The following is a 17,545-nucleotide window of genomic DNA, read 5'->3' on the forward strand; positions in this document are numbered from 1 at the left end:
AAATTTGAAAAATAAATCAAAAAGTAAAAAAACTCCATCAGATCTATGTCTGACAGAGTTATTAGCTTATTTCTGCGTTTCTTTGGCACGGTGTTTTTCAGGGTTCCAAACAAAGCTAGCTACATATGAGAAAGCCATGGTCAAAAGCACTGCAATGATAGCCACAAGACCGAGAGGTACACGGTAAATATAAGTCAATGGGTTTGGTTTTTTGCCTGTTTGATAGCTCAAAGCTTCTTCATCAAGACGATCAAATTCAGACTGGATACGACGAGCAACCTCTTGAATATTTTCGTCATTCAAACGCTTCAAATCTGAAATATCAATAGGATTACCATAGTTCATATCCACACGTTCACCCGTCAAGAGCCCCTTGAGCTCACGAGGTCCTTGATAGACAACTGGCATAATCTTAACCTTGGCCATCTTAGCGATAACCGCAACTCCACCCTTAACATCAGATGAATGGCGGCTACCACTTGGGAACATAATCAAACTACGGTTACTCTTCTTAAGCATGTTAACAGGGTACTTGATAGCTTCTTGACCAGGATTTTCACGGTCAATTGGGAAGGCTCCACACATACGGATCCACCAACCAAAGATACGACTCTTGAAGAGTTCTTTCTTAGCCATGAAAATAAACTGCTTAGGACGAGCTGAAAAAGCCATATAAACAGGGTCCCACCAAGTTCGGTGCGGAGCAACCAAGATATAGTTTTCGTCCTTGTTCAATAATTTATCGCGATTGTGGTAATGGGCATTCCCATTGATAATCCATAGAAGGAAGACAACAAGCCCACGTAAATAAGCGTAAAACACGTTTTTACCTCTTTTTCTACAAGTTTTTTTCTATTATACCAAAAAAAGGAGCGCTTTTTTCATCGAATTTCTTTGTAAACTATTGAAAATGGTGTGGCACTTTCTAATAGTTTGAGCTATAATGTAACTATGAAAAAAAGTTTTGAAATTATAGGGAAAAATAGAAAGGCACTTAATCTTTGCCTTATTATTGCAAACTTGGCTGTTTTGGCTATCCTAGGCTTTGTCCTATTCCAACGCCATAACACGAAATCTGAACAAGTAGCCAAGGCTGAAAAGACTGAACAAGTCGCTAATAGCACAAGCTCATCTTCAGAAAAAGCTAAAAAAGAGGATAAAACACAACTCAAAAAAGGAAGCAACCACAGCATTGAGGCGTCTGACTACGCCTATGATGTCACTGCCGTTAATAACACTATCCGAGGAAAATCAGATGATGTTAAGGGTAAGGTAGTCTTTTTAACCTTTGATGATGGGATTGATCCCACTTTGACACCACAAGTCATGGATATCCTGAAAGAGTATGGCGTTCACGCAACCTTCTTCCACATCGGCTATACCATCACACCTGAAAATGGGGACATCCTCAAACGCCAAATTACTGAAGGACATGCCATTGCCAACCACAGTCTTAGCCATAATTTCAATCTGCTTTATCCAGGACGTGTTCCTAACCAAAGTCAGATTGTTTCTGAGGTTAACCAAACCAATGCCAATTTCCAAGCTATCTTAGGCAAGGACTTCAAGACAAGAATTTTTCGTTATCCTGGTGGTCATATGTCATGGCAAGGTCTAGAAAGTACTGACCATGCTCTTGCCAAGGAAGGTATCGAGTGGATTGACTGGAACATGCTTTGCGGAGATGCAGAACCACTCTCTGTTCGTCCAACCACATCTGAAAGCATGATGGCTTATATGGACGGTTCACAGAAATATTTCCCTGAAACTACTGTTAAAGTTGTACTAATGCACGATACAGCTGGTAAGGAGCTCACTGTTCAGACCCTTCCACAAATTATCGAATATTTCAAAAATCAAGGATATACCTTCGGTGTCCTAGAGTAATCACTCGCAACAGTTCCTTTGGGAGCTGTTTTTTGTTACAATAAAAACTATGACAAATCCAATTTTAAAAGATGGAGAACGCATTGACCAGCTCTTCTCCACAGATGTGAAAATCATTCAAAATAAGGAGGTCTTCAGCTATTCTATCGACAGTGTCCTCCTCTCTCGGTTTCCAAAAATTCCAAAGAAGGGATTAATCGTCGACCTCTGTTCGGGAAATGGCGCCGTCGGCCTCTTTGCCAGCACACGCACTGAGGCACCGATTACCTTAGTTGAGTTGCAAGAACGCCTGGCTGATATGGCCAAGCGTTCCGTAACTCTTAATCAACTAGAGAATCAAGTGACTGTTGTCAATGACGACCTAAAAAATTTGCTTGACCATGCCCCACGATCTCAGGTGGACCTTATCCTCTGTAACCCCCCCTACTTTAAGGCGACAGAAACGTCCAAGAAGAATCTGTCAGAGCACTACCTCTTGGCCCGTCACGAAATTACGACCAATTTAGAAGAAATTTTCCAGGTCGCTCGTCATGCCCTAAAATCTAATGGACGCATTGCTATGGTACATCGCCCTGACCGCTTTTTGGATATCATTGACACCATGCGCCAGTACAATCTAGCACCTAAACGCATCCAGTTTATCTACCCTAAGATGGGACGTGAGGCTAACATGCTCCTAATTGAAGCCATTAAAGACGGCTCGACAGATGGCTTGAAAATCCTTCCACCTCTCTTTGTGCACAAGGAAAATGGTGACTATACCGACGAAATCTTTGAAATTTACTTTGGAAAAAAGGCTAAAGGTGAGTCCTAAACGATGACAGAAAAGGATAGCAAGGCCTACATGTATGTGGTTGAGTGTGCTGATGGCACCCTCTATACAGGCTACACCACAGACGTCGAACGCCGCCTCAAAACCCATAACTCAGGCAGGGGTGCTAAGTATACCAGAGCTCGCCTACCAGTTAAACTCCTCTACTCAGAAGCCTTCGCTAGCAAGCCTGAAGCCATGAGCGCAGAAGCACTCTTTAAGAAAAAAAGCCGAGAGAAAAAACTAGCCTATATCAAAGAACACACGGAAAAATAACCGTGTGTTTTTTGACTTTACTTGAGACTACTTCTACTTTCTCATAATAACTATTTTACTCTTATAATATTTGGGCTTTCATAAAAAAATACTATAATTAGAAACTTTGAAAAAGTTCGCTGACATCCGCACTCACCTAAGGGAAGTCTCAAAAAATAGGTTTATGAAAAAAAGCTCTATTTCATAGAGCGTTTTCATTGTTTATTTATCACCCTTGTTACGGATAACAAAGCCGTTTTTCTTTTCGCTTGAGGTACGGTGTGGGCGTTTATTGCCATGATTTTCGAAGTCACGGCTATTTTTCTTAGACTTGCGTTTGAAGTCACGACGGCCACCGTCTCGGTCATCGCGGTTACGGTCGCCACGGTATCCACCACGACGGTTGTTATCGCGACCACGGTTGCCACGGCCACCTTTGCCGCCTTTACCGCCAAAGCCACCACCTGAGGGTTTGAATGGCAATGGTTTTTCACGTGCGATTTCCACTTCTGGCATTGTCTCTGGGTCTTGAACGGTCAAGCTCAAGATGTAAAGGGCCAATTCTTCAGGTGTGAATTCTTGAGCCAATTTAACCGCATCGCCCTTGAACTTGTCAAAGTTAGAACGGATAGCTTCATCCGCAAAGTCACGTTCGATTTTCTTAAGGGCAACTTTCTTCTTAGCCTGGAAGGCTTCTTGAGCTGTTGGTGGCTTAAGACCTTTCATGCGTTTCTTAGTCAAGTTTTCGATGATTCCCAAGTAACCCATTTCGTTTGGAGCAACGAAAGTAATCGATTGACCTGATTGGCCTGCACGGCCTGTACGTCCAATACGGTGAACGTAGCTTTCTGGGTCTTGTGGGATATCGTAGTTGTAGACGTGAGTGACACCTGAAATGTCAAGACCACGCGCCGCAACGTCTGTGGCAACTAAAATATCGATTTGGTCGTTCTTGAAGTCACGGATAACACGAAGACGTTTGTTTTGGTCAAGGTCACCGTGGATACCTTCTGCACGGAAACCACGAAGTTTCAAACCACGTGTCAACTCGTCCACACGACGTTTGGTACGTCCAAAGACGATTGACAATTCAGGTTGGTCAACATCCATAAGACGAGTCATGGTATCGAACTTCTCTTGTTCCTTCACTCGGATAAAGTATTGGTCAACGTTAACATTGGTCAATTCTTTAGCCTTGATTTTCACATGCTCAGGATCTTTCATGAACTGAACGCCAATACGTTTGATAGCATCAGGCATAGTTGCTGAGAAGAGAAGGGTTTGACGTTCTTCTGGTACTCGGCTAATGATAGCTTCAATGTCTTCAAGGAAGCCCATGTTAAGCATTTCATCCGCTTCATCCAAAATCAAAGTCTCGATATTATTGAGTTTAAGAGCCTTACGTTTGATAAGGTCAAGGAGACGACCTGGTGTCCCTACTACAATGTGGGCACCTGAACGGAGGGCCTTAATTTGTTTCTCAATGCTAGAGCCACCGTAGACTGAGCGAACCTTAACGCCTTTGTCACGACCAAAACGGAAAAGCTCTTCTTGAGATTGCACTGCCAACTCACGTGTTGGGGCAATCACAAGGGCTTGGATTGTATTTTCTTCTGTACGAATTTTATCTAGGGTCGGCAAACCAAAGGCAGCTGTTTTACCAGTACCAGTTTGGGCCTGACCGATAACATCCTTACCTTCAAGAGCGAGTGGAATCGTCAACTCTTGGATAGGTGATGGCTTTTCAAAACCAGCAGCAACAACAGCTGATTGGATGTCTTCTGATAGGTTTAAATCTGTAAATTTCAAAGTATTCTTCTTTCTATTTGAAGGCGGTGCGAAGCCACCTTATGAGACTTGGTTGTGTAGTATGTTAACTACCTGTATTTAATAGTCGTTTATTTTAACAACTCATCTAGTCTATCATATTTAAGAATAAAAAGACAGTGAATAACGTTTTAAAACCGCCTCCAATTTGAGAAGACGGTTTCACTCACTAATTATTATTTATGGACCAACCAACGCAAGTAGCGGGCCAAGACAAAACAAAGAATCGCACTACCGATAATGATGAAAATCCAGGCTGGACTGACAGTCATAAACGGTAGAGGAACATTCATCCCAAAGAAACCGGTAATAACGGCAAGAACTCCCAAGAGTACCTCAATAATGGTCAGATTGCTCAAGTTGTTGTTCAGGTTGTTGTTTAGGATATTGTTATAAGAACCTGATAGTTGCTGTAAGACCTTAGAAATAAGATCCGTCATGGCAACCAACTGCCTGGCTTCAATCATGGCATCATCAAACTGTTCTTTTTCGACCTCATTGAGACGACGATAAATGGCGTGCCCCTTGATGTGTTCCAAAAGAAGACGGTTTTGTGTGGCTGCAGCTACCAAATAGACCATGCCTGTTTCCAAATCTGAAAGGTCGTAAAGATTCTTACTCGTCGTTGTCTGTTTTAGGCGTCGACTAACCTCATCTTTTTGCTGATCCAAGCGTTCAATGACGGGATAGTAGGCATTTGAAATCATCTCAAGGCCTGCAAAGAGCAATTTGTAGATAGACAAATCCTCATGGTTATCCACATAATCTTGCATCTTGCTTATCACATAAGCGTTATCCTCGTTACTAATGGTCACCAAACGTGTATCTTGAACAATAAAGGTCAGAGGAATGGTTTCATAGTATTCCTTGTCCTTTTCAAGCGCCAGAACGTTATAGATAAAGGTGATTGTCCCAGTCTCACGGTTGTAGTCCATGTGAGCTCGTTCATTTTTATCCAAGGCATACTCTATGGTTTCTTGGTCAATATCATACTTGGTATAAAGATAGGATTGCTCAGAAATAATATCTGAGTCAATATTAATCCAGTGACGCTTATAACCCAGTTCTTTTTCAATAAACATTTTTCTTCCTCATTACTCTAGCACTGCTGCTGCCAAAGCTTGTTGGATTTCAAAGACATTATTATCACTCTTAAATTGAAGCACTTCTGCAGGCTCAAGTGCTGATGAAATCCAAATCTTAAGTTCAGCATCTAGGTCAAAGTGGCCCGAGCTCTCTACAGTGAAACGAGAGATTGAGTGATAAGGGATAGACTTGTAAGAAGTCTTCTTCCCTGTAACACCTTGTTTATCGACTAAAATCAAGCGCTTCTCTGTAAAGACAATCAAGTCACGAACAAGGGCATAGGCTAACTCCACCTGTTCACCTGGAATTAAGATGCCCTCCAATTGGCGCTCAACCTTATCATTATCTTTTTTAGATGCATTGCCAAGCAGTCCTGAAAAAAGTCCCATAGTTATTTCTCCTTTTTTATTGTAAAGATAATCCTTGCTTTAACTATACCACAATTTTAGGATTTCAGACACTTGCAGAAATGGGTTTCTGGTAGTACAATTAAGGAGTCACAAGAGGAGCAATTGCTGAGAATGGCTAGCTTGAATTTTTTCTTCAAGACTGCCTAAACTCTTACCACCTGATCAGGTTAGAACCTGCGTAGGGATGTGTCTCAAAATAGATTGAAATAGAAGAACTTCTATGACAACGTTTTGATGTGGCAAAAATAGCCAATCAAGACGATTGGTATAGGAGGTTTTTTATGTCGAAAACAAGTATTCGACCAATGATTGAGGTTGCACTCTTTGCAACCATTGCTTATATCCTGGACCTAGTTACTCAGCCCATGTCACTAGGCCCTTGGATTTCCCTTTCCTTTAAGATGGTGCCTATCTTTCTCCTCAGTTTTCGCTGGGGCTTAAAAGCTGGTGCTATGGGCGGTCTTATCTGGGGGCTACTTCAAGTTGTTACAGGGCAAGCCGCCGGTGGTTGGCTGACCTTGACACAAGGTTTTCTGGAGTACTTTGTCGCCTTTAGTCTGATTGGTATCAGTGGTGTGGTCAAACCAGCCCTTGATAAAGCCATTAAACAAGACAATAAAGTCAAGTCTCTGATGCTTATCACTGGAGGTATTCTGCTTGGTAGCTTTGCTCGTTACCTCATTCACTTTATAGCCGGTGTCATCTTTTGGGGAAGCTATGCCCCTAAGGGACAAAGCCCTTATCTCTATTCACTCATTGTCAATAGCTCATCTTTCCTAGGAGAAACATTGGCCAGCCTTATTGTTTTCTTCGCCCTACAACGATTCCTAGGCAGATTACTCAATACGGAAAAATAAAAGAAACCATAGGACAGTCTTAATTGGCAGTCCTATGGTTTTTTGTGTGTTTATAAAAAACAGCAATCATTGCCTATTCACAGTAATAACCTCACTTTTGTTTTCCTGTATTTTATGTTAAGATACAAAAAAATATATATTCCCATATATGCAAACTGGAGGCTTCCATGAAAAAATTTGGAGCAATTTTTAAAAAATTTCGTAAATCAAGAGGGATACGATTAAAAGATGTCGCAAAAGCTGGTATCTCGACATCTCAACTGTCTCGTTTTGAAAAAGGACAGACAGACTTAACCATTACAAAGTTTATGTTAATATTAGACGAGATTAATATGCCTATTGACGAATTCATGTATGCTGTCCATGATTTTCATCGTGATGATCTGAATGAGCTATTGTCAAAAATTCGACTTTTTGTATCAACTCATGATATCGATGGATTAAAGAAGTTACTTAATTCTCAATTAGAATCAGAACCTAAACGAGAGAAGTTTCATCACATTAATACTATTTTATTAAAAATTCGCTTGCAGGATTTATCGGGAGAAAGCTATTATACACAGCAAGACCTAACCGATTTAACCGATTATCTATTTAGTATTGAGTACTGGGGTTATTATGAATTATTGATTTTTGCAAATACCTTAGATGTGTTGAACCATGAGACTCTTATGGTTTTGGCAAAGGAGATGTCTAGAAGGTCTGATTTTTACAAAGAGATTCCTAATAATCGACGCATGATATCAACCATGTTATTAAATGTTTATATTACATGCATAGAAAGAGAAGAACTCATTGATGCACTGTATTTTGAAAAACAATTAAACCAATGCTTTTTTATCGAGACTGAAATTTATGAACGATTGGTTTTTCAATATGCACAAAATTATTATCAATATAAAAAAGAAGGAAATAATCAGTCCATTATCGAAATGAAAAAATATATTGGGGCCATGAAATTGGCAGGGAGCGAGCATATTGCAAAGACTTATGAAGCACATTTAAAAAAATTGATAGAGGAAAATAGTTAGAAAGCATATATGGGAATTTATTAAATAAGATTATTATTCTTGTAAAATTATTTTGTTTAAAAAATATGTGAATCCAATTTCATTTCCTGATTTGGTAACCGATATGGAGAAACGATATGTCTAAATCCTTTCTGAAATTACTTCTCTCTCAATTATTTGCTAATTTAGCTGACATTTTCCTCAGGGTATCTCTCATCGCAAACATCTACGTCATTACAAAATCCGTTATTGCGACCTCAATGGTTCCGATTCTAATCGGATTATCAGCTTTCGTGGCAAGTCTTCTAGTGCCATTGGTGACTAAAAAACTAGCTCTAAATAGAGTTCTTTCATTCACTCAATGTGGAAAGACTTTTTTATTAGCAATACTCCTTGTAATGCTCATTAAGGCTCAATTTGTTCCAGCCTTAGAAATGTATATCTTTGTTGTCGCTATTTCTATCTTAGATGGCTTTGCGTCGCCCGTATCTTATGCCATGATTCCTAGATATGCCACAAATTTGGGAAAGGCAAATGCTGCCTTATCAATAAGTGGTGAGGGAGTGCAATTGATTGGTTGGGGACTGGGAGGACTCCTTTACGCTTCGGTTGGCCTATTTTCTACAATGTTGATAGTCCTATTTCTTTATCTTCTTTCTACTTCTGTGATGCTCTTTCTCCCTCAGGCTAAAATAGAGCAGTTAGAGTCGGAGACTAATCTGGATACTCTAGTAAAAGGATGGAAGTTAGTTGCAAAAAATCCTAAATTAAAGTTATTTGTCCAAGCAAATTTATTAGAGGACTTCTCCAATACAATCTGGGTGTCATCTGTAATCCTTGTTTTTGTAACCGAGGTGTTAAAACAAACTGAAAGTTACTGGGGCTACTCAAATACAACCTATTCCCTTGGTATCATTTTAGGTGGAATAATTGTCTACAAACTATCCGAAAAGTTTTTAGCTCATAAGTGGAAAAGTATTCTCTTTCCACTCTTAGCAATGGCGACCATCACAGCCAGTATCCTCTTTTTCTCAAACACACAAACATTTTTATTTTTCTCAAGTTTAATCGGCTTCTTTTCTCAGTTAAAAGAAGTCCCTGAAAGTGTCTTTCTTCAAGAAACTGTGGATGAAAATCAGTTAGTACATGTTTATTCTGTATTTGAAGTCATTTCAACCCTTGCTTTTTCAGTTTTCGTCTTTCTGATGAGTTCTATAACTGAAAAATTTGGAATTATAACAAGTTTCTGGCTATCAACAATTTGCATACTTTTAGAAGCTGGCTTGATTTATCATAATCGTAATTATCTAAAGTAATTAATCATAGGTATACTTGATAACTATTAGGTTTATAAAAAATATAGGACTATCTGATTAGATAGTCCTATATTTTGTGTTGTTTTAGAGACGTAGCGTAGATATCATTATTAAGATATTACGACACGAAGTCAGACGAATCGATATTATTCGTCTGACGTAGTTAGTGAGACGGCTAGCTAGACACAAGATAGAGGTTAGCGTCAAAAGATGAACGATTTACATAAACTATACATAATATTACGACATGAGAAAACGGAAACGATATTTTTCCGTTTTCGAGTTAGTGAGGAACTTAGCCACGGTCTCATAGTATGTAGTGTAGATATCATTATTAAGATTTTACGACACGAAGTCAGACGAATCGATATTATTCGTCTGACGTAGTTAGTGAGACGGCTAGCTAGACACAAGATAGGGGCTAGCGTCAAAAGATGAACGATTTAAAATCGTCATCTTTTGTGCCGTATTACATCTTCTCTTCCAATGTTACATCTGGATATTTATCCGCAAACCAACGAAGGGCAAAGTCATTTTCAAAGAGGAAGACTGGTTGGTCAAAGCGGTCTTTGGCCAAGATATTTCGGCTTGATGACATGCGTTCATCGAGGTCCTCAGGTTGAATCCAACGCACAGTCTTTTTACCCATTGGTGTCATAACGACTTCGGCATTGTATTCATTTTCCATACGGTGTTTGAAGACTTCAAACTGAAGTTGACCAACGGCACCAAGCATGTATTCGCCTGTTTGGTAGTTGGTGTAGAGCTGGATGGCTCCTTCTTGCACCAATTGTTCGATTCCTTTGTGGAAGGACTTCTGTTTCATGACGTTTTTAGCAGAAACTTTCATGAACAACTCAGGCGTAAAGGTTGGTAGTGGCTCAAATTCAAATTTGTTTTTACCTACAGTAAGGGTATCACCAACTTGGTAAGTTCCTGTATCGTAAACCCCGATAATATCTCCAGCAACGGCATTTTCGACATTTTCACGAGATTCGGCCATGAACTGAGTGACGTTAGAGAGCTTAGCTCCTTTACCTGTGCGGGTTAGATTAACACTCATACCACGCTCAAATTCACCAGAAACGATACGAACAAAGGCAATACGGTCACGGTGACGTGGGTCCATATTGGCTTGGATTTTGAAAACAAAACCAGAGAAATCCTTGTTGAGAGGATCAATCTCGTCACCATCCACTGTCTTGTGACCATGTGGTTCTGGTGCAAATTTGAGGAAGGTATCGAGGAAGGTTTGAACCCCAAAGTTAGTAAGGGCAGAACCGAAGAAGACCGGTGTCAATTCACCAGCTAAAATAGCTTCTTCTGAGAATTCATTACCCGCTTCTGTCAAGAGTTCAATATCTTCTTTAGCTTGCTCATAGAATGGGTTGTTGGCAAAAAGAGTATCCCCATCTTCAATCTTGGCAAAGCGCTCATCACCTTTGTAAAGCTCCAAGCGTTCGTTATAAAGGTCGTAAAGTCCTTCGAAAGCTTTACCCATACCGATAGGCCAGTTCATTGGGTAACTGGCAATACCAAGCACTTCTTCCAACTCTTCCAAGAGGTCAAGTGGCTCACGTCCATCACGGTCCAATTTGTTCATGAAGGTGAAGACAGGAATCCCACGGTGTTTGACAACTTCGAAAAGTTTTTTGGTTTGGGCCTCGATACCTTTGGCTGAGTCAACAACCATGACGGCAGCATCAACCGCCATAAGGGTACGGTAGGTATCTTCTGAGAAGTCCTCGTGCCCTGGGGTATCAAGGATATTGACACGTTTACCCGCATAGTCAAACTGCATCACAGATGAGGTTACTGAGATACCACGTTGTTTCTCAATATCCATCCAGTCTGATTTGGCAAAATTTCCGGTTTTCTTACCTTTTACGGTACCAGCTTCACGGATTTCACCCCCAAAGTAAAGCAATTGTTCAGTGATTGTTGTTTTACCGGCATCGGGGTGAGAGATGATGGCAAAAGTACGGCGTTTTTTGATTTCGTCTTGAATGCTCATAGTTTTCTTTCTTCTTTAAAAATTATCTTTTTGTTACTTTTCCTTAGTGGTATGGATGTCAGCAGCTTCTTTGTAAATCTCAAAAATCCCATGTCCCAGAGCTACTAATGGCAATAGGTTTTTTACCAGAACGAAAAGCAAGATCGTTGTAGCTCTTCTTTCAGAAAATTTCTGTCTTTTGAAAGCTACATTTGTTGTCGAGGCTTGCGATAATTCTCGCAGGCACAGCTCTTTTATTATATCCAAATTACAGTGTGAAAGCAATTCTGAAAGCGTTTTGTGTTAGAATAAAACAAATAAAATAATTGGGAGATTGTTATGGAATTTGTTGGAGTACTTGTTTTTATAACCCTTGTGGGAATGATTTTTAATGCCTACTTTCTGATTTTACCTTCACTTGTCTTACCTTCATTTGGTACGAAAAAGCATCAGATTTGGATATATTCTGCTGTTCTAGCTATAATCAGCTGTTGCTTGTTTCCTATATCCCTTTTTCTGATTCCAAGTATTATATACACATTAAATATTTTTGCCTTATGTAAAAGTTTTTCAAAAGGCAAAGGACATAAAGCGGTTTGGATTGCACTAGAAATATTTTGCTTATTATTATCTCCAATTCTAGCAGTCTACCTCTTTGGTTTTATGTTTGCCTTAGACGATTACTATTACTACCTATCTCTAATCATCCCACCATTTTGGGTTATGTGGATTTGGTCATGTCTTAATCTGAGCAAGAAAATCAAAATAAACAAAATTATACTACACAGCACGATTGCAATCCTGCTCGTTCTTCCAACATTGACTATTTATGGCTATCGACATAACCCAACTGTATACGGTCGTAAGGTCTCTATCAACAGAGACGGCTTTAAACACATTTACTGGAACGAGCAGATTTTAGAACACGCCAAACATGTTGAACAGGTGATTGCCCTTGATATTATAGACAACTATGAAAATGTTGAGAGCATTAAATTTACTGACGTTTATCAAAATAAATACTATTTTGAATCTCCAGATTCGTCTAACCGTTTTGAAGTTAAAGTACTTATCAATGGTAAATACGAAGCAACCTATGATATCAATTTATCTGCAAAAGACCCTATCGATCCAGAAGACAAATATGATAAAGGGGTTGAACTATATAGAATGTCATCTTATGGCCCTAATTTCATCTCAGAGAAGAAAAATCTAAAGAAAGACAAAATTTTTACTCTTAAAGATTTAAATAATCCAAAATATCAAAAACTGCTTAAAAATACTGATATCACCTACTACCAGAAAAATGATATTTATAAACTAAAGAAAAACAACTAAGTCTGGTTTAGAAAAGATAAAAGCACGCTATCAACTTTCTGATAGCGTGTTTCTTCATTTATTTAATATTTCCTTTCAAAATGCTCCAGACCTTTTTTCATGATGATCATGAGAATAATCAGAGCTCCTGAAACAGCAAGGTATTTGACAAGTAAGGGAGTTCCCATAATAAATGGTGTGTGTTTAAGCATGCCATAGTTTCCACCGATGGTCTGATTAACTATTACCAAAGCTAGATTTAGTAATAAGGTAGCCACCACAATCAGCCGCTTGCTGATGGGATGAGTTTTATAACTATTAAAGATGACATTGAGGCTATTGACCAGTAGGGCATAGTGGCCAATTAGGAAAGAAAAGCCTGTGATATGTGGAAACTCATAGGGATCAAATACTGGATAAATCAATGCACAGTAGGTCCCGATGACTCCCATAATAGCGAAATAGCTCTTTATTCTACTATTTTTCAGGAGGAGAACAGCAAACATGGCCATGCGGCAATGGTAAAGGGGCAGACTAATGTAAAGTGGAAAGCCCTGCCAGAGGTACCAAGTATAGAGGGCAAAGAGTTGAATGGCTTGGATAGTGAGAAAGGTCCAACGCCATATCTTATTCTTATACCAACGCCAACTCAAGTAACTCAGAAGTAGCATCGCCAAAAGCATGAGCAAATAATAGGGCAAAGGTATCTGAGGTGGATGAGTTTGGGTGGTTGTCAAAAAATTCTTCATTCTCTTCTCCTGCTGAAATTACTATGCCTGCTATTATATCAAATTTCAGGGTAAAGCAAAAACCTGCTTTAGAGAGCAGGTTAGAGAACTTAATTCTTAGCTTGTAATTCTTCCACGACCTTAGCTAGGTTCATAGAGTTAGAGCCCTTGAGCAAGATTTGATCGTGCTCGCCTAGGCTTTCTTTGATTTGTTTGACCATAGCGTCAAATTGGTCTTCGTCAGCTGTTTTCTTGAAATAATAAACATGACCAAGTGGAAACATTTGGCTAGCAAGTTGCGACAATTCTGCAATATCCTCACCGTAGAAAATCACCGTATCAATAGCATCTGGTGTCAGGCTTAGAATCATCTGTGTGTGAAGTTGCACGGACTGTTCACCGAGTTCTTTCATATCGGCTAAGACAGCGATTTTCTTACCTCCTTCATTCTTAGGAATGGCTGAGAAGGTCTCCAAAATGAGCTTCATGGCTGTTGGATTGGCATTGTAGACATCTGAAAGGATGTCGGCACCGTTAGCTGCTTTTTTCCATTCAGTACGGTTCTTTGTAAGCTGCAAGTTAGCAAGAGCTGAGAGGATATTTTCCTCAGTTACACCCAAGTGTTTTGCGACATAGGCAGCAACCATGGCATTTGTGGCATTATATTTTCCAGTAACTGGCAAGGTAACTTGTCCGTCTAGGAAATTCGTTGAGAAGGTGAGGTGATCCTTGAATTCTGTTAACTCAGAGACCGTAAGCTCCGCACCATCCCCAAAGCGTACAACTTCAAGATTGCTTGGCAAGAATGAATCGACGATAGGATCACTAGGTACAAGCAAGAGACTAGCATCAGGCATACCGTCTTGCATTTGCATTTTACCTTGAGCAATCTTGTCACGACTACCGAAGAATTCCAAGTGAGCCTCTCCGATTAAGGTAACAACAGCTGTTTTTGGCTTCGCCAAGGTTGACAAGAGGTGAATGTCTCCCATGTGGTCTTGCCCCATCTCAAGGACGATTTTCTCCGTATCATCAGGCATGTGGAGGGCTGTATAAGGAAGACCAATCTCATTGTTGTAATTACCTTGGGTTTTGTAAGTACGATAGGTTGTGGCCAAGATATCATGAATCATGTCCTTGGTCGTTGTCTTACCGTTAGAACCAGTCACCGCAATAACGTCAACACCGGTCTTTTCAAGATAGTAGGCAGCTAGTTTTTGGAAGGCTTCAAGAGCATCATCGACTAGAATGTGAGCTTGATCAGCCGATAATTCTTTTTCTGTGAATGTCGCTAGAGCACCATTGTCAAAGGCTGTTTGGATAAAATCATGTCCATCACGCGCACCTTTGAGCGGCAAAAAGAGGTCGCCCGCTGTAATCTTACGGCTATCAAACTCAATCTGGTTAATGGCAACATCTTCATAGGCTGTGACATCATTTTTAGCGCCAACAACCTTGGCAATTTCATGGAGTGTCAGTTTCATCTTAAAATCCTCTGTTTTATTTTTACAAGTCTGGCAAGAAATAAGATTTTCTTGCCCGCAATCACTCCCAATTATATCACAAATCAGGCTAGCTTTTGCTTGGGAGATGAATTTGTTACAATGGTTGATGAAAGGATTAGGTATGACAAAGAAAAAATTAATCAACCTCTCTAAAGGAGAGGAAAATATAAATAGCGACTGCCAAAGTATTGAAGAACCTAAAGGATGGCGGTTTGATTGGAGAAAGATCATCCCACTAGAGCCAACATCTGAATTGATTATCTTAGTGCTGCTTGCACTGCTGTATGGTGGTTTTTATTATTACGATCATTATACCGTCAACAAAGATAACATTTATGGTCTCTGGCAATCTGATCATCATAAGTTAGCGATTTCCTATAAGCATATTCGCAAGCGAGGAAATATCGACTGGCAAGTCGTACAGGATGGTAAGTATATTATCTATGCTGCTAGAACTCGCCCGGTCAAGCGGCTTAATGACGGGACTCTTCACATGGAGCTCTACACTGTGGAAGGCTACCTGACAGACCTCCCCACCAAGGACGGCTTCAGCTATATGGATTTCTATCTTCGCAAAAATAATTATCTTACCTATGACGGTGAGTCCTACAAGCGTATCAATTCTGGAAACAAGACTATTACTTGGAAAGATGGTTCTACCAGCCCTTATGGTGAACGGAAAACCACTATAGATGAGGTTTTTGAAGCCTTCTATTTGATACTTATGGGGATTTGCTCATTTCTTATCATTATAGAGGCTCGGCAAAAGAGGAGAGAAAAACTCAATGAGACACCAAACAAACAGAAAATACGCTGACCGAAAGAAACTCAATCGAAAGTATCAGTCACGAAAAGCATATCGAAAAGAACAAAAATGTAAAACGGGATGGCGAGCACGCTGGGATAAATTTACAGACCGTTTAGCTAACATTTTGGGGATAGGTTTCCTAATCATCTTACCTATATTCATTATCTATGTTATTTTCTTTGATCATAACGTATATAAAGACAGTATCTATGGTCTTTGGCAATCTGAAAGCCATCAGCTTGCCATATCCTACGAAGGAGGTTACAAGTCAGGTAAGCGCAATTGGGAGATTGTTCAGGATGGAAATGTCCTCATCAAAAATGCACGCATCGATGATATTAAACACTTCGAGGATGGTACCCTCTACATTGAAGTTTACGCTGAGGAACGCCTACTTTCAGACCTCCCCGCTAAAAACGGCCTCAACTATTTGAATATGTACGTTCGTAAAGACAATTACCTGACCTATAATGGTGAATCTTACAAACGGATTGATGATGAAAACAAGAGCATTACCTGGAAAGATGGTTCAAAATCTCCTTATGGTCAACGAATAACCTTGTTTGATCGTCTGGAACCTTATATCTTTTTTGGAATTATTGGTTCTATGATTTTGTATGCCATTTTTGTCGATTGGAGAATAAAAAGAAATCTAAAAAGGAAAAATAGGCTAAATGAGGCATCTACTAAAGAGAAAATACGCTGACCGACAGAAAATTAATATAAGTGACCATTCACAAAATGAATATCGAAGAACACAAAAGTACAAAACTGGATGGCGAGCACATTGGGGTAAATTCGAAGGCCGTTTAGTCAAGATTTTGAGTATTTGTTTTCTAATCATGGTACCTATAGTCAACATCTATATTAGATTCTTTTATGATGGTATCAGTGAAAATAGTATCTACGGGCTATGGCAGTCTGAAAACCACAAGCTTGCTATTTCCTATAACGAAGGAGGAAGAAGTCGTAAGTACGATTGGGAGATTGTACAAGATGGAAAACTCCTTATCAAAAATGCTCGAACTCAGAAAATTAAAGGTCTTAAAGATGGAACCATCTACATTGAAGTTTACGCCAAGGAAAGTCTGTTTTCAGACCTTCCCACAAAGCACGGCTATAACTATTTGAATATGTATGTACGGAAGGATCATTATTTGACTTATAATGATGAGTCCTACAAAAGGATTGATGATAGGGACAAAACCATTACTTGGAAAGATGGCTCTACCTCGGTCTATGGTGAACGCAAAACTTTTTTTGATTATATTGACTCTTTTCTTTTTTGGGGAATGGTGGGAACCGCTTTCTTGTCAATTATTGTCATTGGGTGGAGAAACATAAAAAGTAAAAAGGTGAGAAAAAAAGGCTCTATAATTTCTGTAGTGGGTAAAACTACTGTAGAGATTATAGAGCTTTTTGAATGCAGACAAAAAGTCCCATAAGAACTATAATGAAAAGCAACCAAACCATCATTAGGAAGAACTTATGAGACTTATTAAGAATACCACAGAATTAATCGGAATTAAAGACCAAAATATCAATATTTCACTTGTTTTTGAAACTGATACTCATATCGAGATTCAAGCAAAACTCGATTCCCCTGCACCATCATGTCCTCATTGCCATGGAAAGATGATCAAGTACGACTTTCAAAAGCCTTCTAAAATCCCTCTTCTTGAGCAAGCTGGAACTCCAACACTACTACGTCTGAAAAAACGTCGTTTCCAGTGTA

Annotated in this window: 18 protein-coding genes and 1 riboswitch; of the genes, 11 read left to right on the plus strand and 7 right to left on the minus strand. The window is 39.5% G+C overall.

Going from position 1 to position 17,545, the window contains the following annotated elements:
• Nucleotides 1-66: 66 nt before the first annotated feature.
• Complete coding sequence (locus tag HMPREF2867_RS08295) at nucleotides 67-822, minus strand: lysophospholipid acyltransferase family protein (protein WP_013991035.1); 756 nt, start codon at nucleotides 820-822, stop codon at nucleotides 67-69.
• A 129-nt stretch (nucleotides 823-951) separates the two neighbouring features.
• Here HMPREF2867_RS08295 and HMPREF2867_RS08300 point away from each other — a divergent pair, with 129 nt between their 5' ends.
• The 3 genes from HMPREF2867_RS08300 to HMPREF2867_RS08310 are packed head-to-tail and all read left to right on the plus strand — an operon-like array spanning nucleotide 952 to nucleotide 2,974.
• Nucleotides 952-1,887 carry a polysaccharide deacetylase family protein gene (locus HMPREF2867_RS08300; protein WP_176744110.1) on the plus strand — a complete coding sequence of 312 codons (936 nt, stop codon included), beginning with the start codon at nucleotides 952-954 and terminating at the stop codon, nucleotides 1,885-1,887.
• A gap of 49 nt (nucleotides 1,888-1,936) precedes the next feature.
• Nucleotides 1,937-2,701, plus strand: a complete 765-nt coding sequence (locus HMPREF2867_RS08305; protein ID WP_037602802.1) for a tRNA1(Val) (adenine(37)-N6)-methyltransferase — start codon at nucleotides 1,937-1,939, stop codon at nucleotides 2,699-2,701.
• 3 nt (nucleotides 2,702-2,704) lie between these two features.
• The gene (locus tag HMPREF2867_RS08310) at nucleotides 2,705-2,974 is read left to right on the plus strand and encodes a GIY-YIG nuclease family protein (RefSeq protein ID WP_037602798.1); all 270 of its coding nucleotides are present in this window, start codon (nucleotides 2,705-2,707) and stop codon (nucleotides 2,972-2,974) included.
• 201 nt (nucleotides 2,975-3,175) lie between these two features.
• On the opposite strand, the gene HMPREF2867_RS08315 is transcribed toward HMPREF2867_RS08310, so the two are convergent.
• The 3 genes from HMPREF2867_RS08315 to HMPREF2867_RS08325 form a co-directional block, all read right to left on the minus strand.
• Nucleotides 3,176-4,762 carry a degradosome RNA helicase CshA gene (locus HMPREF2867_RS08315; protein ID WP_008535313.1) on the minus strand — a complete coding sequence of 529 codons (1,587 nt, stop codon included), beginning with the start codon at nucleotides 4,760-4,762 and terminating at the stop codon, nucleotides 3,176-3,178.
• 194 nt (nucleotides 4,763-4,956) lie between these two features.
• Nucleotides 4,957-5,862, minus strand: a complete 906-nt coding sequence (locus tag HMPREF2867_RS08320; RefSeq protein WP_070577045.1) for a magnesium transporter CorA family protein — start codon at nucleotides 5,860-5,862, stop codon at nucleotides 4,957-4,959.
• A gap of 12 nt (nucleotides 5,863-5,874) precedes the next feature.
• Complete coding sequence (locus tag HMPREF2867_RS08325; RefSeq protein ID WP_002891573.1) at nucleotides 5,875-6,255, minus strand: PH domain-containing protein; 381 nt, start codon at nucleotides 6,253-6,255, stop codon at nucleotides 5,875-5,877.
• Nucleotides 6,256-6,358: 103 nt separating this feature from the next.
• Nucleotides 6,359-6,478: riboswitch (TPP riboswitch) on the plus strand.
• A gap of 79 nt (nucleotides 6,479-6,557) precedes the next feature.
• Here HMPREF2867_RS08325 and thiT point away from each other — a divergent pair.
• From thiT to HMPREF2867_RS08340, 3 genes are all read left to right on the plus strand, one after another.
• Nucleotides 6,558-7,133, plus strand: coding sequence for an energy-coupled thiamine transporter ThiT (thiT, locus tag HMPREF2867_RS08330; RefSeq protein ID WP_070577048.1), 576 nt, complete (start codon nucleotides 6,558-6,560; stop codon nucleotides 7,131-7,133).
• 167 nt (nucleotides 7,134-7,300) lie between these two features.
• Nucleotides 7,301-8,164, plus strand: coding sequence for a helix-turn-helix domain-containing protein (locus tag HMPREF2867_RS08335; RefSeq protein ID WP_070577050.1), 864 nt, complete (start codon nucleotides 7,301-7,303; stop codon nucleotides 8,162-8,164).
• Between the two features lie 116 nt (nucleotides 8,165-8,280).
• Nucleotides 8,281-9,459, plus strand: a complete 1,179-nt coding sequence (locus tag HMPREF2867_RS08340; RefSeq protein ID WP_070577052.1) for a ryptide export MFS transporter — start codon at nucleotides 8,281-8,283, stop codon at nucleotides 9,457-9,459.
• 469 nt (nucleotides 9,460-9,928) lie between these two features.
• Here HMPREF2867_RS08340 and HMPREF2867_RS08345 read toward each other — a convergent pair whose 3' ends face one another.
• Nucleotides 9,929-11,473, minus strand: coding sequence for a peptide chain release factor 3 (locus HMPREF2867_RS08345; RefSeq protein WP_002884210.1), 1,545 nt, complete (start codon nucleotides 11,471-11,473; stop codon nucleotides 9,929-9,931).
• 318 nt (nucleotides 11,474-11,791) lie between these two features.
• On the opposite strand from HMPREF2867_RS08345, the gene HMPREF2867_RS08350 reads away from it, so the two are divergent.
• Entirely contained in the window at nucleotides 11,792-12,790 is a 999-nt protein-coding gene (locus HMPREF2867_RS08350; protein WP_070577054.1) for a hypothetical protein, read from the plus strand.
• Between the two features lie 62 nt (nucleotides 12,791-12,852).
• Here HMPREF2867_RS08350 and HMPREF2867_RS08355 read toward each other — a convergent pair whose 3' ends face one another.
• Both HMPREF2867_RS08355 and murF read right to left on the minus strand, forming a co-directional pair.
• Nucleotides 12,853-13,518 (minus strand): YwaF family protein, encoded by a 666-nt coding sequence (locus HMPREF2867_RS08355; RefSeq protein ID WP_070577056.1) that lies wholly within the window; start codon nucleotides 13,516-13,518, stop codon nucleotides 12,853-12,855.
• 89 nt (nucleotides 13,519-13,607) lie between these two features.
• On the minus strand, nucleotides 13,608-14,981 hold the full coding sequence (gene murF, locus HMPREF2867_RS08360; RefSeq protein WP_070577058.1) for a UDP-N-acetylmuramoyl-tripeptide--D-alanyl-D-alanine ligase: 1,374 nt from the start codon (nucleotides 14,979-14,981) through the stop codon (nucleotides 13,608-13,610).
• Nucleotides 14,982-15,123: 142 nt separating this feature from the next.
• Between murF and HMPREF2867_RS08365 the strand changes: the two genes are divergently transcribed.
• The 4 genes from HMPREF2867_RS08365 to HMPREF2867_RS08380 all read left to right on the plus strand — a co-directional run.
• Nucleotides 15,124-15,819 carry a hypothetical protein gene (locus HMPREF2867_RS08365; RefSeq protein WP_225791462.1) on the plus strand — a complete coding sequence of 232 codons (696 nt, stop codon included), beginning with the start codon at nucleotides 15,124-15,126 and terminating at the stop codon, nucleotides 15,817-15,819.
• Nucleotides 15,788-16,516 carry a hypothetical protein gene (locus tag HMPREF2867_RS08370; RefSeq protein ID WP_070577060.1) on the plus strand — a complete coding sequence of 243 codons (729 nt, stop codon included), beginning with the start codon at nucleotides 15,788-15,790 and terminating at the stop codon, nucleotides 16,514-16,516. The genes HMPREF2867_RS08365 and HMPREF2867_RS08370 overlap by 32 nt, the downstream gene beginning before the upstream one ends.
• Nucleotides 16,485-17,255 (plus strand): hypothetical protein, encoded by a 771-nt coding sequence (locus HMPREF2867_RS08375; protein WP_225791426.1) that lies wholly within the window; start codon nucleotides 16,485-16,487, stop codon nucleotides 17,253-17,255. Before HMPREF2867_RS08370 ends, HMPREF2867_RS08375 begins: the two co-directional genes overlap by 32 nt.
• Before the next feature lie 43 nt (nucleotides 17,256-17,298).
• The coding region (locus HMPREF2867_RS08380; protein ID WP_141751011.1) for a transposase family protein at nucleotides 17,299-17,545 on the plus strand (247 nt) is incomplete at its 3' end.

The organism is Streptococcus sp. HMSC064H09 (genome assembly GCF_001812625.1).
Taxonomy (GTDB): Bacteria; Bacillota; Bacilli; order Lactobacillales; family Streptococcaceae; genus Streptococcus.